Genomic DNA, 23,006 nt, shown 5'->3' with positions numbered 1-23,006 from the left:
AATGATCAGTGAATCAGTTCGTTGCGGGTGCTTTCCGGTTGTTGATCCAGCGTTTTTTTTGCCAGGCTGGCGGCCGCGTCCGCATCAAGCTGGCCGGAGGCGATGCGTTCAAGCACGGTCCCCATCACCGCCACAGACTGGCGATAATCTGCTAGCTCGGCCTGGAAGGCGTGATCGATAGCCTGGTAAACGGCCTGGATTTTCTGCTCTCTGGTGCCGGCGTCCGCAGCTGTGTCGTTAATGGCCTTCAGGCAGGCTCGGGCAATGGCAATGTAACGTTCAGCATTGGGGTCGTCTTGGTTCATAGTCGGGATTCCGAAAACCGGGATGTTAAGACAGAAGCTGTCATGATTGGTTCCGATTATGTCACTGCTCCTGACAGGTTTCATTTCCTGTCTGTAATGGTAGGGATTTGCGGGCAGGCTGCACACCATGTGCTAGTCTCAATTTCAGTATGTCGGGCAAACGAACGGATCAGGGCGTGCCTTTCATGCGGATGTTAGAGTAATAGCTCTAAATAAAACAAAGAGTTACAGAGTAAAAGCTCTAAAAAAATTGAATACATGAGAGTTGCAATTAAGTACAATGCCGGCGTTCCGGGAGAGTATAAGACTTTGGTCTAATGCCTCGCTGGCAACAAAGGGACAGACAACAATTGAGCAACAAGCAGGGTGGACTATCAATGAATTACTTTCTGACGGGTGGCACCGGATTCATCGGCCGTTTTCTCGTTGAAAAACTGTTGGCTCGCGGTGGCACGGTACACGTACTGGTGCGCGAGCAATCACAGGACAAACTGGCCCAGCTCAGGGAGCGATGGGGAGCCGATGAGTCCCGGGTGAAGGCAGTGATCGGCGACCTTACCAGCCCGAATCTGGGCATCGACGCCAAGACGATGAAATCGCTCAAGGGTAACATTGATCATTTCTTCCACCTTGCCGCGGTTTATGACATGGGCGCGGACGAAAAGTCCCAACAGGCAACCAACATCGAGGGCACCCATAGTGCCGTCGACGCAGCCACAGCCATGGAAGCCGGTTGTTTCCATCACGTGTCCTCCATTGCCGCAGCGGGCCTGTTCAAGGGTACTTTCCGCGAGGATATGTTCGAGGAAGCGGAAAAGCTGGACCATCCTTACCTGCTGACCAAGCATGAGTCAGAAAAAGTGGTTCGCGAGAGCTGCAGGATTCCGTTCCGGATCTATCGCCCGGGTATGGTTATCGGCCACTCGAAAACCGGTGAGATGGACAAGGTTGACGGGCCTTACTACTTCTTCAAGATGATTCAGAAAATCCGCCATGCGCTGCCCCAGTGGGTGCCGACCATCGGTGTTGAGGGCGGTCGCCTGAACATTGTTCCGGTGGATTTTGTGGTGAATGCGATGGACCACATTGCGCACCTGGAAGGTGAGGACGGCAACTGTTTCCATCTGGTGGATTCTGACCCTTACAAGGTGGGTGAGATTCTCAATATTTTCTCCGAGGCCGGACACGCGCCCCGGATGGCCATGCGTATAGACTCCCGGATGTTCGGATTTGTCCCGCCGTTTATCCGCCAGAGCCTGAAAAACCTGCCCCCGGTCAAACGCCTGACAACGGCTTTGCTGGACGATATGGGCATCCCGCCATCGGTGCTGTCGTTCATTAACTACCCCACCAGGTTTGATGCCCGTGAAACCGAGCGGGTTCTGAAGGGTACCGGCATCGAAGTGCCGCGCCTGGAGAGCTACTCGGCCGTGATTTGGGATTACTGGGAGCGCAACCTGGACCCGGACCTGTTCAAGGACCGCACACTGCGTGGCACGGTTGAGGGCAAGGTTTGTGTGATCACCGGTGGTACCTCCGGCATTGGTCTGGCAACGGCCCACAAGTTGGCTGAAGCGGGCGCGATTCTGGTCATTGGTGCGCGCAAGAAGGAACGCCTGATGGAAGTGGCAGCGGAGCTGGAGGCCCGTGGCGGCAATGTTCACCCCTACCAGTGTGATTTTGCCGACATGGAAGATGCTGATCGGTTCGTAAAAACCGTTCTTGAAAACCATGGTCATGTGGATGTGTTGGTCAACAACGCCGGCCGCTCCATTCGGCGGTCCCTGGCATTGTCGTTCGACCGTTTCCACGATTTCGAGCGCACCATGCAACTGAACTATTTCGGTTCTGTTCGTCTGATTATGGGCTTTGCACCGGTCATGCTGGAACGCCACCGCGGTCACGTGATCAATATTTCATCCATTGGGGTATTGACCAATGCGCCGCGGTTTTCGGCCTACGTGGCTTCCAAGTCTGCGTTGGATGCCTTCAGCCGATGTGCGGCTGCGGAATGGTCCGATCGTAATGTGACCTTCACCACCATCAATATGCCGCTGGTGAAAACGCCGATGATTGCGCCCACCAAGATCTACGATTCTGTGCCCACACTGACACCGGAAGAAGCCGCCGACATGGTGGTGGATGCCATTGTATACCGGCCCAAGCGCATTGCCACGCGACTGGGCATCTTTGCCCAGGTGTTGCAGGCGCTGGCGCCGAAGATGGGCGAGATTGTCATGAACACCGGCTACCGCATGTTTCCGGATTCGCCATCAGCTGCTGGCAGCCGGTCCCGTGAAAGGCCGAAAGTCTCGTCTGAGCAGGTGGCATTCGCTGCCATTATGCGCGGGATTTACTGGTAATACCGGCATCGGAAACAAAAAACCCGCTTCAATAGGAGCGGGTTTTTTGTGACTGTTATTCCGGGTTGTCCGGGACAGGAGGCGGCGGAAAACCCCCAATTTCTCGCCAGCGATTCACAATGCCGCAGAACAGATCGGCGGTCTTCTCGGCATCGTACGCCGCAGAGTGCGCTTCCTTGTTGCTGAACGGAATGCCGGCCAGTTTGCACGCCTGGGCCAGTACGGTGTGGCCGTAAGCGAGCCCGGCCAGGGTTGCCGTATCAAATGTGGAGAAGGGATGAAACGGATTGCGCCCGATATCCGCACGCATGGCAGCGGCGAATACGAAATTGTGGTCAAAGGTGGCGTTATGACCCACCAGTACTGCCCGCTTGCAGTCGTGAGCCTTGACCGCCTTACGGATCGGCCGGAATATTTCGCTCAGGCCTTCCCGCTCCGGGACGGCCTCCCGGTCAGGGCTCCAGGGGTCAATGCCGGTAAAATCCAGGGCTGACTGTTCCAGGTTGGCGCCTTCAAACGGATCAATCTGCTGAAGGTGGGTTTCTCCGCGTACCAGCCAGCCGTCTTCGTCCATGGTGAGTATCACCGCGGCTATTTCCAGCAGGGCATCCCGTTCAGGGTTGAATCCGCCCGTTTCCACATCCACCACAACAGGTAGGAATCCGCGAAAGCGGCGGGACATGGGATGCGGTTCTTTGTTTTCGTCAGTCACTTAAACTCCCGGAGTTTCTGGCCAGATCAACTGGCCTGGTAAAGGAATAGGTGTTGAATCAGTCCTGGGCGAGCTGCCATCTCAGGCTTTCGCCGGCTTTCAGGGGAACAATGGTGCCGTCTGCCAGGGGTAACTCGGCCGGCATTTCCCAGCTTTCACGCACCAGGGTAATGGTGTCTTTGTTGCGTGGCAGCCCGTAAAAGTCGGCCCCATTGAAACTGGCAAAGGCTTCCAGTTTGTCCAGAATGCCCAGGTCCTCGAAGATCTCCGCGTACAGTGACATGGCGCTGTAGGCCGAGTAACAACCGGCACAACCACAGGCGGTTTCTTTCCGATCTTTCGAGTGCGGTGCCGAGTCGGTACCCAGGAAAAATCGCCGGTCACCGCTGACGACTGCGTCCCGCAATGCCTGTTGATGCCGGTTGCGCTTCAGAATCGGCAGGCAATACAGGTGAGGGCGAATACCACCTACCAGCATATGATTGCGGTTATACATCAGATGCTGTGGTGTGATGGTTGCTCCCAGGTTGTCACCCTGATGATTGCGGACAAACTCTGCCGAATCCGCCGTGGTGATATGCTCAAGCACAACCCGTAGTGCCGGAAAAGCTTCCAGTGTTGGCGCTAATACCCGCTTCAGGAATACCTTTTCCCGGTCAAAGATATCGATTTCCTGATCAGTCACTTCACCGTGCACCAGCAGCAACATGCCACAATCGCTCATGGCTTCCAGTACCGGGTAGATATTGCGGATATCAGTCACACCGGATGCGGAGTTGGTGGTGGCACCGGCAGGGTAGAGCTTGGCGGCAACCACGCCTGCTGATTTGGCCTCGCGGATTTGATCCGGTGTGGTGGACTCCGTCAGGTACAGGGTCATCAGCGGGTCAAAGTCATGGCCTTTGGCAGAACCCAGAATTCTGTCGCGGTATGCCATGGCCTGTTCGGCATCGGTTACCGGTGGAGCCAGGTTTGGCATGATGATGGCGCGGTGGAAGCAGCGGGCCGTGGCTGGTACCACGTCCTTGAGGATGTCACCGTCCCGAACGTGAAGATGCCAGTCATCGGGGCGGGTAATCGTGATCTGATGGGTCATTGACGGTTTCCGGCTTGCCGGGGGCTGTGGTATCGGTGCCCCTGAAAAATTCTGGCGCAATTATATCAGAAGCCGTCGCCGATTGTTTTGGGCCAAATCCCTAAAGAATGCTTTTGCCCGGCCGTTAAGAAGTCAGTGAATTTTCTTTGACGGACTGACGGTATGGCACCAATTCCAGCCTTCCTGCGTGGCGCAATTATCTCCGGTGGGTGCTCTTTGCTGGTTGCAGCTAGTATGGCCCATGCCGCTACCTATGGAGCCGGTATCGAGAACAGCCAGTGGTACCTGTCGGAGTCCGTCTTCGAGTGCACTCTGGTGCACCAGGTGCCGGGTTACGGTCGGGCGGTGTTCCGCCATCGGGCAGGCGAATCTCTGTCGTTCTTCCTGGAGTCGGAAACGCCGGTGATGCGCCCGGGCCGGGGCATGCTGGTTGTTGAAGCGCCATCCTGGCGCCCGGGTGCGGCACCCCGTTCCCTGGGCCGGGTCAATGTAGATGATGGTCGCCGCCCGGTATCACTGGATTCACGCTTGGCCATGAATATGGTTCAGGGCCTGCTGGAAGGAATGGACCCAACGGTCACCCGTGAGTCCTGGTATGACGGCAGCCCGGTTCGTGTGAAAGTCTCCAACATCAATTTTGCCGGCGAGTTCTCCGGCTACCGCTCCTGTACATCCGGTTTGTTGCCGGTGAACTATGACCAGATCAAGCGTTCACGTATTCCGTTCGCAGCCGGAAGTATCAGCCTTTCAGGCGCTGACAGGCAGCTTCTGGATAATATCGTGGCTTATATTCAGGCCGATTCAACCGTGGAACGGGTTTTCGTGGATGGTCACACCGACAGCAGCGGCAGCCGTATCGACAACCGGGCACTGTCCGAAGAGCGTGCCAATGTGGTGGCGGAGTATCTGATCGGTGAGGGAATTGATACGAACATCGTAACGGTCAGGGCACATGCGGACCAGTACCCGGTGTCTCGCCGCCCGGCGGATAACCGGCGCACGACTATCCGCCTGCAGCGGGAGGGAGAGCGGCCTGATCTGCAACAGGCCAATGGCTACGATGCCGCCACTCCGAGCAGTTGACGACCCTGCAGCGTCAGCGAACGGCGTTAAGTACGTCGAGGTGTGCATTCACGCTTTCTGCCAGGGCTCTCAGGTGATACCCCCCTTCAAGGGTTGAGATGATCCGGTCATTGGCCGAGTCGGCAGCCACGCTGGAGATCATGTCTGTCAGCCAGCGATAATCTTCCACTTCCAGGTTCAGTTCCGCCATCGGGTCCAGCCGGTGGCCGTCGAAACCGGCTGAAATCAGTACCAGTTGCGGGCGGAAATCCTGTAGCGGTTTGAGCCAGGCCGCTTCCACCGTTTTTCGATACTCGCTGGCAGAGGCGCCGGCCTGTATGGGCGTGTTGATGATATTTTCAGCCTGGCGATGCACGTGGGAGTGGGGGTAAAACGGATGCTGGAAGCTGGAACACATCAGAATGCGCTCATCACCGCCCACAATATCGACGGTACCGTTACCCTGGTGTACGTCAAAATCAATGATGGCAACCCGCTCCAGGTGGTGAAAAGTCAGGCCACGCATGGCCGCAAGGGCGATGTTGTTGTAGAAGCAGAATCCCATGGACTTGCTGCGCTCGGCGTGGTGCCCCGGTGGCCGGGCACACACGAACGCATTAGTAAGCTGGCTGCTAAGCACCATGTCGACCGCTTCAATACTGGCGCCGGCGGCAAGGCGGGCGGCCCTTAACGTATCCGGCATCATCGCGGTGTCCGGGTCGGTATACACCCGCCCCCGGGTCGGCTGCATCAGGTCCAGCTGGTGCAGGTAGCGCTCGGGGTGAACGGTCAGCAATTGGTCCCGCGTGGCTTCATCCGGTCTTACCCAGTCCAGCTCCTGCTCCAGGCCGGTATCGGCGAGGTAACTTACAATCGCTGCAAGCCGTTCTGGGGATTCCGGGTGTTCCGCCCCCATGTTGTGTTTCATGCAGTCGTCGTGAGAGAAAAATCCCGTAGTCATGCTGATTCCGAACGTCCTGGTTGTGCTTGTATTTTGTTCAATATTATCAGGGATACGTCACTTCTGCCGTGTTTCTTTGGTCTTATGGTGTTGATAGGCATTTTACATCATCAGACAAGCGCCTAAGATAGGGTGTACATTCGCCCGGTCCATCCGAAGCAAGGAGTTAAGCTTGAGCACCCGATACCTGGAAAGCCTTTTCAACCCCTCTTCCATAGTGGTTATCGGCGCCTCGGAACGGTCAGATAATCTCGGCGGTATGGTGCTGCGTAATCTGATGGGCGGTGGTTACCCCGGCCAGTTGCTGGTGGTCAATCAGAACGATTATGACAATGTGCACGGTGTGCCCTGCGTCAAAAACGTATCCCGCATGGAGTTCAGTCCTGATCTGGCGATTATCTGTACGCCCCCGGACACCGTGCCGAAGGTGATTAAACGGCTGGGCGAGGCGGGTGTTCGTACTGCTATCGTGATGACCGGTGGCATGTCCCGCAGCCACAGTAAAACCGGCCAGCCACTGATGTATTCGGTTCGCGATGCGGCCCGGGAAACCGGCATCCGGGTGCTTGGGCCCAATACCATAGGCCTGATGGTGCCGGCGCGAAGCCTGAACGCAACCTATGCCCACATGGGGGCGATACCCGGTAAAGTGGCCTTCGTTGGTCAGTCTGGCACTATCGCCAGTTCGGTGATTGACTGGGCCTTTGCCCGGGGGGTGGGGTTTTCCTACTTTCTGACCCTGGGTGATGGCATGGATATCGACCATGATGACCTGATCGATTACCTGGCCCAGGACAGCCAGACCCGCGCCATACTGCTGCATATCGAGAATGTTCCCAATCCGCGCCGTTTCATGTCCGCCGTTCGTGTGGCTTCCCGCACCAAACCAGTAATTGCGCTGAAAAGCGGCCGGGTGCCGGAGTCGGAGTGGTTTCACCATGAGTTGCCCGCCGGCCTGACCCGCAGCGATCCCATCTATGATGCCATGCTGCAGCGCGCCGGTGTTCTGCGCGTAGATGGCTTGGGGCAGATGTTCGATGCCCTGGAAACCCTTACCAGGATGCGCCCGTTGCGGCGGGAAACCCTGGCAATCATGGCAAACGGTGTCGGCCCGGGTGTGCTGGCGGTGGACCGGCTAGCCCATCTTGGGGGCGAACTGGCAGAACTGTCTGGCAAGTCTATTGATGCCCTGGCGGAGACATTGCCTCCATACTGGACCCGTAAGAATCCCATCGACCTGGGCTATGACGCCTCGCCGGAGCTCTACGCCAAAGCCGTCAAGATTCTCGCGAAGGACCCGGAAGTGGCCAACGTGCTGATTATGTACGCACCCAGCCTGACTCAGGACAGCCTGCAGATCGCAGATGCGGTGGTACAGGCATCCAAAGGCACGCGTATGAACGTGTTCACCTGCTGGCTGGGACAGAGCACGGTGCTGGATGCCCGTGAAGAGTTCTACCGTGCCGGACTGCCGTCATTCTTCAATCCGGAGAAGGCCGTTACGGCCTTCATGCAGCATGTGCGGCACCAGCGTGTGCAGCGCCTGCTGACGGAAACCCCGGAGTCCTTTACCGACCACTTGGCTGACCACGCGCAAACACGTCGGGTCGTGGTCAATGCCATACGCTCGGGGCGCAGCCACCTTTCCAACCGGGAAGCCCGGGATGTGATTCGTGACTACGGCATCAACGCGGTGGACACCATCTATTGCGACGATATGGAAGAGGTCCTGGAAGCCTTTGCCGTGGAGCGTCGTCCGGTAGATATCACTCTGATTCATGAGCAGTCCTGTCACCCTTTGATTGAACTCAGCCCTGGCCAGCGACGTTACAAGGGTACTGTTCAGAAGCTCAACAGCGAGGGTGCCATCATGGACTCCTGTCGCTTTCTGATGGAGGAGTACCAGAAGCATTACCCCAGCAGTGGGTTTCTGGGCTTTGCGGTCCAGCGTTCCTATCAGCACGTTGGAGGCATCGAATTTAGCGTCGGTATCACCAGAGACAAACTGTTCGGCCCGCTGGTGGTATGCGGTGCCGCTGGTGCCCAGATCAACATAATGACAGATCGGCAGATTGCCCTGCCGCCACTGAATATGGTGCTGGCTCGGGAGTTGTTGAGGCGCACGTATATGTACAAGCTTTTGAAAGAGCACAGCCTGAAGCCGGAAGAGGATATCCGCGCGGTATCAGAAACCCTTGTGACTCTGTCCCAGATAGTTATTGATATTCCGGAGATCCGGGGGCTCGAAATTTCACCCTTGCTGTTTAACGAGCAGGGTACTGTCGCCGTCAACGTCGCGATTGATCTGGCGGATAAGCCGGGACGGCCCATCATTCAACCGTATCCCAGGGAGCTGGAAGAGTGGATCCTGCTGCCCAGGTCTGGTCGCCGTGTGATTATCCGCCCGGTACTGGCGGAAGACGAGCCGGCCCACCGGGCCTTCCATGAGCTGCAGTCTCCTGAATCCATCCGTTATCGCTTCTTCCAGTACCGTAAGCATTTCTCACGGGAAGACGTGGCCCAGATGGTCCAGATCGACTATGACCGGGAAATGGTCTTTATTGCCAATGCGCCAAAGGAGGACGGCGAAGGCGAAGAAACCCTGGGTACTGTGCGCACCTGGACCGATGCCGACAACCTGCGGGCCGAGTTTGCGGTGATGGTGCACGACAAGATGAAGGGCGAAGGCCTGGGCGTGGCCCTGATGCAGAAAATGATCGATTACTGCCGCGCCAAGGGTACGATGGAAATGGTGGGTAATGTGCTGGCGGACAATCGACCGATGTTGCGGCTGGCAGAGCATCTGGGTTTCGAGATCCGTTATAACCCGGAGGAGGAAGTCATGGACCTTACCCTGATGCTGAATGAACCAGAGAAGGACTGGCAGCGGGAGCGTCTCGAGCAGACCTCCCACTGATTACCGGTTGTCAGTCTTCTTCAACAATGGCGGAACGGTCTTCTCCGCCGAGCGCTTCCAGCAGGCCGGGGATGAGCCTGGCCAGCTCCAGCGTCATTAGTGAAAACGCCGCGTCGAAGCGGGCCGCAGCATCGTCTGCGTCCACGTCGTCCAGTTTTTCCTGCAGGGTGTCACCGAATTTCAGCCGACGAATTCCCAGTTCCTCATCCAGCACGAAGGCAAGGTTGTCGTCCCAGGTGACCGACAGCTTGGTGACCTGCATGCCGGCATCCAGATGGCTGCGGATTTCATCGCCTTGAAGGTCCAGGCCCTTGCAGCGCACCACGCCGCCGTCTTCCGAGGTATCTTTCAGCTCACATTCGGTGCCCAGCTCAATACTCGCAGGCAAGTCGATGGTCTCGTTGAGCCAACCTGTAAAGGTGAATGCGGGTGCCTGTTCAACCGCGGGTGGGCGAACCGGCAGTGAGCCCAGACTTTTGCGCAGGGTAGATGCCAGGTCCTCTGCCTGTTTGGCGGAGCCGGCATCCACTACCAGCACACCGTCGGCAGGGGCCAGGTAAGCATAACAGCGCCGATTCTTGGAAAAGGCCCGGGGCAGCATTTCCAGCATCACCTCTTCTTTGAGTTCGTCCTTTTCCTTGCGTCGTACCTTGCGGTGCTGTTCGGCCTCGATCATTTCAGCTTTTTCGTCCACCAGTTCCTTGATAACAGAGGCGGGCAGCAGTTTTTCTTCTTTGCGCAGGGCGATCAGGTGATAACCGCCGGCACTGTGAACCAGCAGGTCGCTGTGTTTACCCATGGGCGATACCCAGCCCTGCCGCGAGGTTTCCTGTGGACCACAGGGCTTGAAGGCGTCCGCCTGAAGCTTTTCTTCCAGGGCTTCTGCGGTTATCTCGAATGGCTTGGTAAAACGGAATACGCGGGCATTACGAAACCACATGGTCCGGGTCCTTGTTGGTTATTGGCTGATGTCGGTATTGAAGAAGGGGAGGGATGATACCCTAGATCTGCATGATCTCAACCAGTACTGTCTTTACTATGAATCCCACCACGCCGGCGCCCAAAATGGTGAACAGGGCAATGGTGCCGAACCGCCCTGCCTGCGACTTCTTGGCAAGGTCCCAGACAATAAAGCCCATCCAGACAATAAGCCCGGTGAGCAAGATCAGCATGGCTAGCTCGGAAAATACTGCTTCGCTCATTGATTACTCCAGATCGTTTATTGCTCGTCCCGCAGGAACACCCAGTTGTCTGCGCTGGACTGCTCCTCGCTGAAACGGTAACCCTCAAGATCAAAGCCCTTGAGGTCGTTCGCCTGGATAATGTTGTTCTGGATCGCGTAGCGGCACATCAGACCCCGGGCTTTCTTGGCGTAGAAGCTGATCATCTTGTACTGGCCGTTTTTCCAGTCCTTGAACTGCGGGGTGATCTGGCGGGCGTCCAGCTCTTTCTTGCGCACAGCCTTGAAGTATTCGTTGGAGGCGAGGTTCACCAGAACGCCGTCATCTGCTTTCAGCAGGCGGTTGAGTTCGTCCGTAATCTTGCTGCCCCAGAAGGTGTAAAGGTCTTTGCCCCGCCGGTTTTCGAATTTTGTGCCCATTTCCAGGCGGTAGGGCTGCATCAGGTCCAGAGGTTTGAGCACACCATAGAGTCCGGACAGAATCCGCAGGTGCTTCTGGGCGATGTCGAATTCCTTGTCGCTGAAGCTTTCGGCGTCCAGCCCGGTGTAGACGTCTCCTTTGAATGCCAGCACTGCCTGCCTCGCATTTTCAGGTGTAAACGGGGTGTGCCAGGTACGGAAACGTTCGGCGTTGAGCTGTCCCAGCTTGTCGCTGACCCCCATCAGATTGCTGACGTCGTGCGGTTCCAGCTCCTTGAGCTGGTCGATCAGCTCGCAGGCGTCGTCGAGGAAATCCGGCTGGGTAGACTTGTCAGTAGCCAGCGGACTTTCGTAGTCCAGGGTTTTTGCAGGGGAAATAACCATCAACATGTCGGGCAATCCTCATCGGAGAAAGTTCAGTAACTGGTCCCTGGTAAACGGCCAGTCCAGCTCCTGGCCGGTGTCGTTGCGGCGCAGGACGGGAATCCGGGTTCCATAACGCTCTACCAGCTGTTCGGACTGGGCAATGTCCACGGCGTCCACGGGGATGGGCGCAGGCATGGGTGTGTTCACCAGCAGCGCTTCCGCCAGCTCGCACAATTGGCACTGGGACGTGGTGTAAAATGTCAGTTCCATTTACTTGGGCTGTGCGTCTATCTGCTGGCCATTGACGTCTTCGCTTTCTGGCCCCATCAAGTACAAGTAAACCGGCATCAGGTCTTCCGGCGCAGGGTTCTGCTGTGGGTTTTCAGCCGGATACGCCATTGCTCTCATATTGGTACGAGTCGCGCCCGGATTAAGACTGTTCACTCGCACATTGTGGCGATCATCGTCCAGCTCTTCAGCCAACATCTGGCTCAGTCCTTCAATGGCGAACTTGGAAACCGCATAGGCGCCCCAGTAGGGTTTGGCGCGGCGGCCAACACCGGAGGAAGTGAAGATCACCGAGGCATCTTCGGATTTGCGGAGCAATGGGATCATCGCCCGGCTCAACAGGAACGGGGCGGTGGCGTTAACATGCATCACCCTGTTCCAGATTTCCGGGTCGTAAAGCTCGATCGGGCTGCGGGCGCCAAGGATGGCGGCGTTGTGAAGCAGGCCATCGAGATGATCAAAGTTGTCCTCGATCGTCATCGCCAGCTCTTCATACTCTTTTACCGCTGCGCCTTCAAAATTCAGCGGCACGATAGCGGGTTTCGGGTGGCCGGCGGCTTCGATCTCGTCATAAACGGATTCCAGTTTAGCTACGGTGCGGCCTACCAGAATCACAGTGGCTCCGTGGGCGGCGTAGGCTTTTGCCGCTGCCCGTCCGATGCCGCTGCCGGCACCGGTTACCATGATAATGCGATCTTTCAGCAAGTCAGCCGGTGCTTGATAGTCCTGCATTATGCGTCTCCGTTTGGAACTCTATTGTAACAGTTTTGCCAGGTCGCTGACGGTGTCAGCCACGATATCAGCTTGCCATAGGTCAACCGCCTCTGGCTGTTCGATATAACCGTAACGCACCGCGATGGTTTTCATGCCCGCGTTGCGCCCGGCTTCGATGTCCCGTTCGTGGTCGCCCACATAAACCCCGCTGGCGGGGTCGGCGTCCACTTCCCGGCAGGCCAGGAATAAAGCTTCCGGATGCGGTTTCCGGTTGGTGACATGGTCGGGGCAGATCAGGGTAGAGCAGCGCTCCGCCAGGCCCAGGGCTTTAATCAACGGCACTGCAAAGCGAACCGGTTTGTTGGTGACAATACCCCAGGGAATCTTGCGGGATTCCAAGTCCATCAGGATGGTGTCCACGCCCTCGAACAATGCAGTTTCCACAGCAACGCCGGCTTCATACAGGTCGAGAAACGCGGTGTGTTTTTCCAGGTAGTCCGGGTGATCCGGCTCAAGGCCAAAGCCCACACGAATCATCGCCCTGGCGCCGTCAGACACAGACCTGCGGATATGGGGCGCCGGCAGTGCCGGCAGCCCGTGGGTCAGCCGGAGTTCATTCAGGCAGCGAATAAAGTCCGGCGCGGTATCAATCAGTGTTCCGTCCAGATCGAACAGGACGGTGGAAGGTGATGACCTCACGACGGTTGGGCTTCCTCGCGCGTATCCATGGCATGCATCATGTAATTCACGTCCACATCCCGCCCCAGGCGATAGACCTTGGTGATCGGGTTGTAAGTCATGCCTGTCAGTTCGCGTACTTCCAGCCCGGCGTGGCGCAGGTGATCAGACATCTCCGACGGGCGGATGAATTTTCGCCATTCGTGCGTGCCTTTGGGCAGCAGCCTGAGTACATACTCAGCGCCTACTATGGCAAACAGGAATGATTTCGGGTTGCGGTTGATGGTGGATACGAAAAGATGTCCGCCGGGTTTGAGCATGGCGGCACAGGCCTTGATAACCGAGGCCGGGTCCGGCACATGCTCCAGCATTTCCAGGCAGGTGACCAGGTCGTATTGGCCGGCGTGTTCTGGATCATTTGCCAGCTCCTCAATGGTGATCTGGCGGTAGTAGACATTGATGCCACTCTCCATGCCATGAAGCCTTGCCACAGCCAAAGGTGCCTCGCCCATATCTATACCGGTTACATGGGCACCCCGTTGTGCCATCGCTTCGGACAGCAGACCACCGCCACACCCGACATCCAGGGCCCGCTTTCCCGCCAGGGGTGCGCGCTGGTCAATGTAGTTGAGTCGCAGGGGGTTAATGTCGTGCAGGGGGCGGAACTCGCTGGTGGGGTCCCACCAGCGACTGGCCAGCGCCTCGAATTTGGCGATTTCGTTGTGGTCTACGTTCTGATTGCTCATATAGGATATCCGCCTGATAACTGAACTGAAATAGGGGGCGTCAGCTAATTTGCTGCTCGCGAATACGGTCTGCCCAGCTCCGGACGCGAAGCATCAGGTCCGGTACGTCAATACGGGTCAGCGTGCCTTCCTGTACCTGAGGTACGCCGTTTATCCAGCTATGGCTTACCTGGCGTCCATGGTTGCTGTATACAAGGTGAGAGGCCGGGTCGTAAACCGGCTGCAGGAAAGGGTCGCCCAGGTCCACGGCAATGATGTCGGCCAGTTTTCCGGCTTCCAGTGAGCCCAGTTCATGCGACCGCCCCAGTGCTTTTGCGCCCTGGATCGTGGCCATGGCCAGCGCATCATGGGCGGAAAGCGCGGTGGCGTCGTCCGCCACCACCTTGGCCAGCATGGACGCGGTGTTGAGCTCGCCAAACAGGTCCAGATCATTATTACTGGCTGCTCCGTCAGTGCCAATGGCGACATTGATGCCGGCGTCGCGGAATTTCTGCACCGGGCTGAGGCCGCTGGCCAGTTTAAGATTGGATTCCGGGCAATGAATCACCTGAGCGCCGGTACTTTTCAGTAGCTGTATATCAGAGTCATCGATCTGGGTCATATGGACACACTGGGTGTTGGGCCCCAGCACGCCCAGTCCCGCCATTCGCTCTATGGGCCGCTTGCCGGTTTTCTCCAGTGCGTCTGCAACCTCAAAAGCGGTTTCATGCAGATGCATCTGAATGGGCGTTCCGGTGCTGCGTGACAGTGCCACTGCTTTTGTTAGCGGCTCGTTTGATACCGTGTAAGGAGCATGGGGGCCTATGGCGGGCATAATGAACGGGTCGTCCTGCCACTGGAGGATGAAGTCTTCACCCTTGGACAGGTATTCGTCCGGTCCTGCTCCCCAGGGTGTCGGGAAATCCAGCAGGGGAAAGCATACCTGGGCACGCATGCCGGCATCTTTGGCCAACTGGGCGACAATCTCGGGGAAGAAGTACATGTCTGAAAACGTGGTGGTGCCGGTACGAAGCATTTCAGCCATCGCCAGCTGAGTACCGTCGGCAATGAATGTCTCGCTGACAAACGCGCCTTCGGCCGGCCAGATATGGTCATTCAGCCAGGTCATCAGTGGCAGGTCGTCCGCCATGCCACGGAACAGCGACATGGCGGCGTGACCGTGCATATTGATCAGGCCGGGGAGAACGACATGATTCGGCAAATCAATGGTTTCCTTGGCACGATAGCGCGCGTCGGCTTCGTCCTGGGAGACTACCGCGGCAATCCGCTCGCCCTGGACAAGCACCGCCTGGTGGTCCAGCACTGCGTTGGCGGGCTCCATGGGAATCAGCCAGCGTGCGTTGATGCGAATATCTGCTGCGGTAATGGTGTCTGCCGTCATTTATCCTGCCTTGGCCGGGCTGTCCGGGAAACATCCGGTCAGCCGAAGAATGTAACCCGAAAGTATAGCGACCACCCGGGCCGAGAACTACCCTGGGGGCTGAGTTCGGAGCGTTATCACGGTTATACTGTTTTTTTGTAATCTGTCTGGAGTGACTGCATGAGCAAAACCCCTGGTTCATCCGGTAAGCGTTCCATTGGAACCGTAGCCATGCGTTGGCATGGTGCCAGTCTTGAGCTGCTGGATCAGCGGCTACTGCCGGATCAGGAGCACTGGATTACGCTCGAGGGTGCTTCTGGTGTGGCCCAGTGTATCCGCGACATGGTGGTGCGGGGAGCCCCAGCCATTGGTATAAGTGCGGCCTATGGGGTTGCGCTGGCAGCTCGCCACGCCGGCGGCGGTGACTGGAAAGCCGAGATCAAACAGGCCATTCGCGAGTTGGCCGCCTCACGTCCGACAGCGGTCAACCTGTTCTGGGCACTTCAGGAAATGGAGCGGGAATTTGCCAGTTGCCACTCCCTGGACGAAGCCGTTAAACGGCTTGCCAAAACAGCTGTTCGCATTCATGAGGATGACCTGGCCGCTAATCTGGCCATGGCTGATAACGCCCTGGACCACATGGCTGCCGACAAGCCGTTTTCCGTGCTGACACACTGCAACACCGGCGCCCTGGCCACCGGTGGCTACGGTACTGCGCTGGGCGTAATCCGCCGGCTCCATGAGGCGAAACTGCTCAATGATGTGTTTGCAGACGAGACCCGCCCCTGGCTTCAGGGCAGCAGACTGACTGCCTGGGAGCTGTCACGGGATGGTATTCCGGTTACCCTGAATGCAGACGGTGCGGCCGCCGCGATCATGGCGGCGGGAAAAGTTCGCTGGGTGATTGTTGGCGCAGACCGGATTACCGCCAATGGCGACGTGGCCAACAAGATTGGTACTTACAGCCTCGCTGTGCTGGCCCGCCACCATAAGGTCGGTTTCATGGTGGTGGCTCCGTCCAGTACCGTGGATATGTCGCTGGAATCCGGTGCGGATATTCCTATTGAAGAAAGGGAGGGATCGGAGTTGAAGCAGATCAGGGGAGTGGCCATTGCCCCGGCCGGGGTAAAAGTATTCAATCCGGTGTTCGATGTAACGCCGGCAAGCCTGATCGATGCAATCGTGACCGAGAAGGGGGTTGTCAGCACGCCCAACGTGACCGGCATGAGGTCGCTATTCCGCTGAGTCATCCTTTTTCGCACGCAATTCAGCCATTTCCTTTTCCTGCTCTTCGATGAAGTGCAGCGACATCTCGAAACTCTGACGAGTGAACTCCAGCACCTTCTGGAATCCCTCGTCGGAGAGTGTGCGGGCGTCGTCATGGCTGCGGAAGATATTGATGAACTGGCGCTCCCGCTCGAATTGAAGCGGCAGGCGACCGACACCCCAGTCACTAAGGACGCGCCAGACCTCCGGATTGTAATTGCGGGTGGTGCGAAGAATGAACGGAATGGGGTCGTTACGGGCTATCAGTGCTGCCAGGCGGAGTATCAGCTCAAACGACAGGGTGGTGGTGCCGTTCTCAATCGCTTCCAGAACCGATTTGTCCTTCAGGTTAAGGGCTTCGCTCATTTCCGACAGCGTCAGCCCGGCCACTTCGCGTATGTCTTTCAGGGAGTTGCCTGCCACCAGCATCATGCGTAGCTGATCCTGGGAGTTCATCAGTGCACGGCCAACTCTCAGTGAGGTATCGGTGGACCTTGCGGCAAAACGCAGAGCCGAGCCGGTGAAACCAGCAATGCGATCAACGAGAGATTCTGATTCCTTGTTTTCACCGGCGGCTGTTGAGCCCTGAACCTGCTCAACCTCTTCCATGGACCTCATGGCATGCATGGCGTCCATCAGCATGCCTTCCAGCAGTCGTGCCTTTTTTCGGTCTTCTTCCTTGTCAGCCATGGCTAACGCCTGTCCACCGGGGAGTTGGTGCCGCTCAGCGCGATTGGGCCTGGGCAGTGATCTGTTTCAGGTCCAGGATAGACGCCATGCGCTGATCCAGTTCCAGCATGTCGGCCATGATGTTGCCGCCCTCATGAACAATGAAGTCCATTTCTTCATCGGTGCTGTCCAGATCAGCTGCTTGCTGGTCCTGCCATTCGTCGAGCTCTTCCAGGCTATCGAAGGTTTCGCCCCCATGTATCTCGCGGCGGGCATTGGCAATGCTGAGTCTCGTACGTTCTATCTGTGACTGGTGCTCCTTGCGCTCCGCAAGATTGAGGCTGACAGTCGTGCGCTCCCGCTGTTGCTTGAGAAATTCGATCTCTTTCTGCAGCAGCTGGAACTCGGGATGATCATCAAACCGGTTGTCATGGCGAGTACGCAGTTCATCAATCACGCCGCTGAAATCAAAGTAACGGGTGTGGGGCACCGCCTCAATTTGGTCCCAAGGCAGGGCGTGATCCAGCGCATCTTCACCAATGCGGGTCTTGTCGACCCGGGAAGGGATCTCGATATCGGGAATCACGCCTTTGTGTTGCGTGGACCCACCGGAAACCCGATAGAACTTGCTCTGGGTGATCTTCAGCTGACCGTGATTCAACGGGCGCACTGCCTGTACAGTGCCTTTGCCGAACGTTTGTGAGCCCACCACCAGGCCCCGGCCATAATCCTGAATGGCACCGGCAAAGATTTCCGAAGCTGACGCGCTCATGCGGTTGACCAGAACCACCAGCGGGCCGTCATAGGAGACCGATGGGTCTTCGTCGTTCAGTACCTGCACATCGTTGTTGGAATTGCGGATCTGTACGGTGGGGCCTTTCTCGATAAACAGGCCAACCAGGTCGTTGGCTTCGTGAAGTGCACCTCCGCCATTATTGCGAAGGTCCATCACGACACCGTCAACACCCTCTTCCTTGAGCTCATCAATTAACTCACGGACATCGCGGGTAGTGCTCTTGTAGTTCGGGTCACCGTCCTGCATTGCCTTGAAATCAGCATAGAAGGTGGGAATGTGGATCACCCCGACGCGGAACGTGTTATTGCCCCGCTCAAACTCGATCACTTCCTTGCTGGCGCTCTGTTCTTCCAGCTTTACCTTGTCGCGCTTGATGGCGATGGTTTCGGTCACGGTTTCGTCGGTGGAGTCCGCCGGAATCACTTCCAGGGTAACGGTGGAGTCACGCGGCCCGCGAATAAGGTCTACCACTTCATCGAGGCGCCAGCCGATCACGTTCACAACTTTGTCTTCATCTTCCTGGCGGACAGACACAATACGGTCCGCTGGTTCCAGTTGCCCCTGTTTGGAAGCCGGCCCGCCCGGAACCAGGCGTACCACCTTGGTGTACTCATTGTCCGACTGCAACACGGCACCAATGCCCTCAAGCGAAAGGCTCATGTTGATGTTGAAGTTCTCGGAGGTGCGAGGCGAGAAGTAGGATGTGTGCGGGTCCCACATGCCCGCAAATGCGTTCATGTAGGCCTGGAACGCATCTTCACTGCGGGCCTGGTAGGCGCGCTTCAGCTGGCCTTCGTACCGGCGACGCAGGGCTTCCTCAATGCTTTCATCTTCAGTGCCGTTGAGGCGTTGGGCGAGCACGGCGTTCTTGATTCGCTTTATCCATAATGCGTCAAGCGCTTCGGTATCGGCTTCCCAATCCGCTTCGGACCGGTCCAGCAGGATGCTTTCCTGTTCTTCAAAATTGAGCTCACCGATACCCTCATCGATGATTCCCAGAGCAAACTCCAGGCGCTGAATAATGCGTTGTTGCACGAGGTTGTAGATATCAAACCCCGGCTGGAGCTGGCCGGTTTTCAAGGCCGAGCCGAGCCCCATGCGTACAGCGTTGAAATTCTCGATGTCTTTTTTCGACAGGTAGATCCGCTGACCATCAAGGTACTCGAGATAAGCATCAAACACGTCTCCGGACAGGGCGTCGTTAATGCTCATTTCGCGGAAGTGGGTAAACTGCAGTTGCCGCGCAATCAGGATGTTTGCCCTGGCTTGTTCCACGGTCGGGGATACAGGCTGGTAGACTTTGTCGGTATCCACCTTGGCCGACACTGGCAGGGTCAGTGCCAGCATCAGTGTCAGGGCAGCGGCCTGTTTAAAGGCTTTGCCGCTCTTGCCGGAATTGCTGCAACGGTTGATAAATCGTTCCGCGATGCTCATAAGCTTGTATACCTGACGGTGGGTGGCGATACGGGTGACGAAAAAGGGTCAGCGAATATCGCCGGAATGACTCATGATTTTATTGTAGGCAAGCGTAGGTACGGTTGCCATAGCGTTGAAGTATCGGTTCGTGACAATCTGTCCATGAAATAGTCAGGTTGGTAAGCGTGGAAGCTCAGGGGCTGGGCAGGTGTTCTTGCCGGAGCGCATGGGCTCCGGCAAGAAAGGGCAGGGGTCAGCTGAAGTTCGTGTTGGTCTCTGCCTTCTGTAACAGGATGGCCGGCGGAGTGAAACGCTCGCCAAAGCTTTCCGCGAGATATTTTGCCCTTTCTGCAAAGTCCCTCACGCCGTACTGGTTAATGAACTGGATGGCGCCGCCAGTCCAGGGCGCAAAGCCGATGCCGAAGATGCTGCCGATATTGGCGTCCTCAACGGTTCGGAGCACGCCTTCCTCGAGGCAGCGAACGGTTTCGATGGCCTGGATGAACAGAATGCGGTCTTTCAGGTCCTGTAGCTCGGTGGCCCGGGCTTTTCCCTGGTCCACGAACAGATTTTCCAGTTCCGGCCACAGATATTTCTTGCCCGATTCCGGGTATTCGTAGAAGCCGGCGCCCGCAGCCTTGCCTTTGCGGTTGTGGCTGCCCACCATCTGGTCGATCACCGCCTCGGCCGGGTGTGCGTTCCAGGTGTTGCCTGCCGCTTCCGTATCTTTTTTGCTCTGGTCACGGATGTGCTGCATCAACGTCATGCTGACTTCGTCGGAGATGGCCAGAGGGCCTACCGGCATACCGGCCAGAACACCGGCATTTTCGATGCTGGATGGATGGACTCCTTCGCCCAGCATGGCGATACCCTCGTTCACAAACGTTCCGAACACGCGGGAGGTGAAGAAGCCTCGGCTGTCGTTCACCACAATGGGGATCTTGCCAATCTGCTGCACGTAATCAAAGGCGCGGGCCAGGGTGTCATCAGAGGTTTTTGCCCCCACGATGATTTCCACCAGTTGCATCTTGTCCACGGGCGAGAAGAAGTGCAGGCCGATAAAGTTTTCCGGCTTTCCAGAGGCTTTGGCCAGCTGGGTAATGGGTATCGTGGAGGTGTTGGACGCAAAGATGCCAGTCTCAATCAGTCTGGCCTCTGCCTCTTTGGTGACCTTTGCTTTAAGATCGCTGTCTTCGAACACGGCTTCAATTACCAGGTCACAGCCTTCAAGGTCGTCGGCGGAGCCAGTGGCTTTGATGCGGTTCAGCACCTCGGTTTTCTGCGCCTCGGTCATGCGTCCGCGGCTGACTTTCTTGGCCAGCAGTTTCTCGGAATAGGCTTTGCCTTTCTCGGCGTTTTCGGTGGAAACGTCCTTGAGCACCACTTCAACACCGCGAGTAGCGGTAGAATAGGCGATACCTGCACCCATCATACCCGCGCCCAGAATGCCGACCTTGTGGAAGGTTTCCTTTTCAACGCCTGAAGGGCGGCTTTCTCCCGCATTGACAGCGTTTAGCTGGAACCAGAAGGTGCCGGTCATGTTCTTGGCGACCTGACCGGTGACCAGTTCGGCGAAATAACGGGTTTCGATCAGGCTGCCGTTATCGAAGTCCACCTGCGCACCTTCCACGGCTGCAGACAGGATGCGCTCCGGGGCGGGGTAGCAGCCTTTCGTCTTCTGCTTGAGCATAGCCGGGGCGATGGCCAGTTTCTGTGCCATGGCGGGGTGATGGGGCGCGCCGCCGGGGAACCTGAAGCCTTTCTGGTCCCAGGGTTGCTGGCTTTTCGGGTTGGCTTCGATGAAGGTCCGGGCTTTCGCCATCATGTCATCGGTGGAAGACGCCAGTTCGTCAACAATGCCTGCCTTCAGCGCAGCTTCCGGGTTTACCTTCTTGCCTTCCATCAGATACGGGAAGGCGGCTTCCAGGCCAATCATCCGGGGCAGTCGCTGGGTGCCGCCACCGCCGGGGAGAAGGCCCAGTGTTACTTCCGGCAGGCCAAGCTGGATCTTGTCGTCGTCCATCACCACGCGGTGATGGCAGGCCAGACAGATTTCCAGGCCGCCGCCGAGGGCCGAGCCGTTGATGGCCGCCACGATGGGCTTCCCGCTGGTCTCGAGAACGCGCATCTCGGCCTTCATGCTGTTGACCATGGCCTCAAAGGTGCCGGCGTCTTCCCGGGTCACTTTGTGAAGTTCTTTCAGGTCGCCGCCTGCAAAGAAGGTTTTCTTGGCAGACGTGACAATAATGCCGCGAATGTTGTCGAGGTCATTTTTCACCTTTCCCACGGTATCAGTCAGTGCGGAGCGAAAGTCTGCATTCATGGTGTTTGCAGATTGGCCCGGCATATCGATGGTCAGGGTCAGTATCTGGTCTGAACCCAGGTTGTAGTGAATGGCGCTCATAATCGGTTCTCCTCTCAGAATCAGTAGTCGGCTCAGACGCGCTCAATGATGGTGGCAATACCCATTCCGCCACCCACACACAGGGTGGCCAGGCCGTAGCGCAGTTCTCTCCGCTCCAGTTCGTCGAGCAGGGTGCCCAGAATCATGGCACCAGTGGCACCCAGGGGGTGGCCCATGGCAATGGCGCCACCGTTTACATTCACTTTCTCATCGGGAACCGACAGTTCCTTCTGGAAGCGCATCACCACTGAGGCAAAGGCTTCGTTCACCTCGAACAGATCAATCTGGTCCGCTGTCATGCCGGCTTTTTCCAGTGCCTTGCGGGCCGCCGGGGCAGGGCCGGTAAGCATGATGGTGGGGTCTGTGCTGGTCACGGCAGTGGCCAGGATGCGGGCACGGGGCTTGAGGCCCATGGCTTTGCCCTTGGCCTCGCTGCCAATCAGCATGGCGGTTGCACCATCAACAATGCCGGAGGAGTTGCCGGCATGGTGCACGTGGTTGATCCTCTCCACGTAGTGGTATTTTTCCCGGGCCACGCCGTCGAAGCCCATTTCACCCATCAACTGGAACGAGGGCTTGAGGCCGGACAGGGATTCTACGGTGGTATTGCCCCGCACATGCTCATCGCGGTCCAGAATCATCACGCCGTTCTGATCGGTGACGGGGATGATGGATTTGGAAAAATAACCCTTTTCCCAGGCGTTAGCGGCTTTTTGCTGGGACTTTACCGCAAATCCGTCCACATCCTCGCGGCTGAAGCCCTCCAGTGTGGCGATCAGGTCCGCGCCGATGCCCTGAGGCATGAAGCCGGTATGCAGGTTGGTGGCCGGATCGGTTGCCCAGGCTCCACCATCGGAACCCATGGGAACGCGGGACATGGCTTCAACACCCCCGGCAACCACCAGATCTTCCCAGCCGGATCGGACTTTCATGGCCGCCAGATTGACGGCTTCCAGGCCAGAGGCGCAGAACCGGTTAAGGGTGACGCCGGCAACGACTTCGTGCCAGTCCGCTGCCAGGGCAGCGGTTTTGGCAATATCCGCACCCTGGTCGCCAACGGCGGTAACGCAGCCCATAACGATATCGTCAACCTGGGCGGTGTCCAGGCTGTTTCTTTCCTGCAGCGCTTTGAGCACGGTGGTCAGTAGTGTGATGGGTTTGACGCTGTGCAGGGAACCGTCTTTCTTGCCGCGTCCACGTGGCGTGCGAACGGCATCGAAGATATAGGCTTCGGTGGTCATTTCCTGTCCTCTGTTGGTCTTTGACTAGGGGATAGCATTCCAAAGC

20 protein-coding genes are annotated in these 23,006 nt (G+C 57.3%); 4 read left to right on the top strand and 16 right to left on the bottom strand.

Annotated features, from left to right (window positions below; translation table 11 throughout):
- Nucleotides 1-5 precede the first annotated feature (5 nt).
- Complete coding sequence (locus tag M8010_RS07955) at nucleotides 6-305, bottom strand: hypothetical protein (protein WP_250090238.1); 300 nt, start codon at nucleotides 303-305, stop codon at nucleotides 6-8.
- A 377-nt stretch (nucleotides 306-682) separates the two neighbouring features.
- On the opposite strand from M8010_RS07955, the gene M8010_RS07950 reads away from it, so the two are divergent.
- Entirely contained in the window at nucleotides 683-2,668 is a 1,986-nt protein-coding gene (locus M8010_RS07950; RefSeq protein WP_250090236.1) for an SDR family oxidoreductase, read from the top strand.
- 55 nt (nucleotides 2,669-2,723) lie between these two features.
- On the opposite strand, the gene rnt is transcribed toward M8010_RS07950, so the two are convergent.
- Both rnt and pyrC read right to left on the bottom strand, forming a co-directional pair.
- Nucleotides 2,724-3,380 carry a ribonuclease T gene (rnt, locus tag M8010_RS07945; protein ID WP_250090234.1) on the bottom strand — a complete coding sequence of 219 codons (657 nt, stop codon included), beginning with the start codon at nucleotides 3,378-3,380 and terminating at the stop codon, nucleotides 2,724-2,726.
- A 58-nt stretch (nucleotides 3,381-3,438) separates the two neighbouring features.
- A complete protein-coding gene (gene pyrC / locus M8010_RS07940) occupies nucleotides 3,439-4,476 on the bottom strand; it encodes a dihydroorotase (RefSeq protein ID WP_250090232.1) in 1,038 nt (345 codons plus the stop codon).
- Between the two features lie 234 nt (nucleotides 4,477-4,710).
- On the opposite strand from pyrC, the gene M8010_RS07935 reads away from it, so the two are divergent.
- A complete protein-coding gene (locus M8010_RS07935; protein WP_250091131.1) occupies nucleotides 4,711-5,559 on the top strand; it encodes a flagellar protein MotY in 849 nt (282 codons plus the stop codon).
- 13 nt (nucleotides 5,560-5,572) lie between these two features.
- Here the strand turns inward: M8010_RS07935 and M8010_RS07930 are convergent, their stop codons facing one another.
- Nucleotides 5,573-6,499 carry a histone deacetylase family protein gene (locus tag M8010_RS07930; RefSeq protein ID WP_250090230.1) on the bottom strand — a complete coding sequence of 309 codons (927 nt, stop codon included), beginning with the start codon at nucleotides 6,497-6,499 and terminating at the stop codon, nucleotides 5,573-5,575.
- A 172-nt stretch (nucleotides 6,500-6,671) separates the two neighbouring features.
- Here M8010_RS07930 and M8010_RS07925 point away from each other — a divergent pair, with 172 nt between their 5' ends.
- A complete protein-coding gene (locus M8010_RS07925; RefSeq protein ID WP_250090229.1) occupies nucleotides 6,672-9,416 on the top strand; it encodes a bifunctional acetate--CoA ligase family protein/GNAT family N-acetyltransferase in 2,745 nt (914 codons plus the stop codon).
- A gap of 10 nt (nucleotides 9,417-9,426) precedes the next feature.
- Here M8010_RS07925 and rdgC read toward each other — a convergent pair whose 3' ends face one another.
- The 8 genes from rdgC to M8010_RS07885 form a co-directional block, all read right to left on the bottom strand.
- Nucleotides 9,427-10,356 carry a recombination-associated protein RdgC gene (gene rdgC, locus M8010_RS07920; protein WP_250090226.1) on the bottom strand — a complete coding sequence of 310 codons (930 nt, stop codon included), beginning with the start codon at nucleotides 10,354-10,356 and terminating at the stop codon, nucleotides 9,427-9,429.
- Nucleotides 10,357-10,417: 61 nt separating this feature from the next.
- Entirely contained in the window at nucleotides 10,418-10,618 is a 201-nt protein-coding gene (locus tag M8010_RS07915) for a DUF2788 domain-containing protein (RefSeq protein ID WP_250090224.1), read from the bottom strand.
- A gap of 17 nt (nucleotides 10,619-10,635) precedes the next feature.
- Nucleotides 10,636-11,406, bottom strand: a complete 771-nt coding sequence (gene yaaA / locus M8010_RS07910; RefSeq protein WP_250090221.1) for a peroxide stress protein YaaA — start codon at nucleotides 11,404-11,406, stop codon at nucleotides 10,636-10,638.
- A gap of 12 nt (nucleotides 11,407-11,418) precedes the next feature.
- Nucleotides 11,419-11,652, bottom strand: a complete 234-nt coding sequence (locus tag M8010_RS07905; RefSeq protein ID WP_250090220.1) for a glutaredoxin family protein — start codon at nucleotides 11,650-11,652, stop codon at nucleotides 11,419-11,421.
- On the bottom strand, nucleotides 11,653-12,402 hold the full coding sequence (locus M8010_RS07900) for a YciK family oxidoreductase (RefSeq protein WP_250090218.1): 750 nt from the start codon (nucleotides 12,400-12,402) through the stop codon (nucleotides 11,653-11,655). It abuts the gene before it with no gap.
- A gap of 21 nt (nucleotides 12,403-12,423) precedes the next feature.
- Complete coding sequence (locus tag M8010_RS07895; protein WP_250090216.1) at nucleotides 12,424-13,083, bottom strand: HAD-IA family hydrolase; 660 nt, start codon at nucleotides 13,081-13,083, stop codon at nucleotides 12,424-12,426.
- Nucleotides 13,080-13,808, bottom strand: a complete 729-nt coding sequence (ubiG, locus tag M8010_RS07890; RefSeq protein ID WP_250090214.1) for a bifunctional 2-polyprenyl-6-hydroxyphenol methylase/3-demethylubiquinol 3-O-methyltransferase UbiG — start codon at nucleotides 13,806-13,808, stop codon at nucleotides 13,080-13,082. Before ubiG ends, M8010_RS07895 begins: the two co-directional genes overlap by 4 nt.
- 40 nt (nucleotides 13,809-13,848) lie before the next feature.
- Nucleotides 13,849-15,189, bottom strand: a complete 1,341-nt coding sequence (locus tag M8010_RS07885; protein ID WP_250090212.1) for a TRZ/ATZ family hydrolase — start codon at nucleotides 15,187-15,189, stop codon at nucleotides 13,849-13,851.
- A 159-nt stretch (nucleotides 15,190-15,348) separates the two neighbouring features.
- On the opposite strand from M8010_RS07885, the gene mtnA reads away from it, so the two are divergent.
- A complete protein-coding gene (gene mtnA / locus M8010_RS07880) occupies nucleotides 15,349-16,413 on the top strand; it encodes an S-methyl-5-thioribose-1-phosphate isomerase (RefSeq protein WP_250090210.1) in 1,065 nt (354 codons plus the stop codon).
- Here mtnA and M8010_RS07875 read toward each other — a convergent pair.
- The 4 genes from M8010_RS07875 to M8010_RS07860 form a co-directional block, all read right to left on the bottom strand.
- Complete coding sequence (locus tag M8010_RS07875) at nucleotides 16,402-17,124, bottom strand: helix-turn-helix domain-containing protein (RefSeq protein WP_250090209.1); 723 nt, start codon at nucleotides 17,122-17,124, stop codon at nucleotides 16,402-16,404. The two genes, mtnA and M8010_RS07875, sit on opposite strands and share 12 nt — an antisense overlap.
- Nucleotides 17,125-17,158: 34 nt before the next feature.
- Nucleotides 17,159-19,333, bottom strand: a complete 2,175-nt coding sequence (locus tag M8010_RS07870) for a carboxy terminal-processing peptidase (protein ID WP_250090207.1) — start codon at nucleotides 19,331-19,333, stop codon at nucleotides 17,159-17,161.
- A 235-nt stretch (nucleotides 19,334-19,568) separates the two neighbouring features.
- Complete coding sequence (locus tag M8010_RS07865; protein WP_250090204.1) at nucleotides 19,569-21,719, bottom strand: 3-hydroxyacyl-CoA dehydrogenase NAD-binding domain-containing protein; 2,151 nt, start codon at nucleotides 21,717-21,719, stop codon at nucleotides 19,569-19,571.
- A 32-nt stretch (nucleotides 21,720-21,751) separates the two neighbouring features.
- Entirely contained in the window at nucleotides 21,752-22,960 is a 1,209-nt protein-coding gene (locus tag M8010_RS07860; protein ID WP_250090203.1) for an acetyl-CoA C-acetyltransferase, read from the bottom strand.
- Nucleotides 22,961-23,006: the final 46 nt, after the last annotated feature.

The sequence above is a fragment of the Marinobacter sp. ATCH36 genome (genome assembly GCF_023555055.1).
Taxonomy (GTDB): Bacteria; Pseudomonadota; Gammaproteobacteria; order Pseudomonadales; family Oleiphilaceae; genus Marinobacter.
Note: the sequence above shows the minus strand (reverse complement) of the source record. Positions and strands in the feature narration are given on the sequence as shown.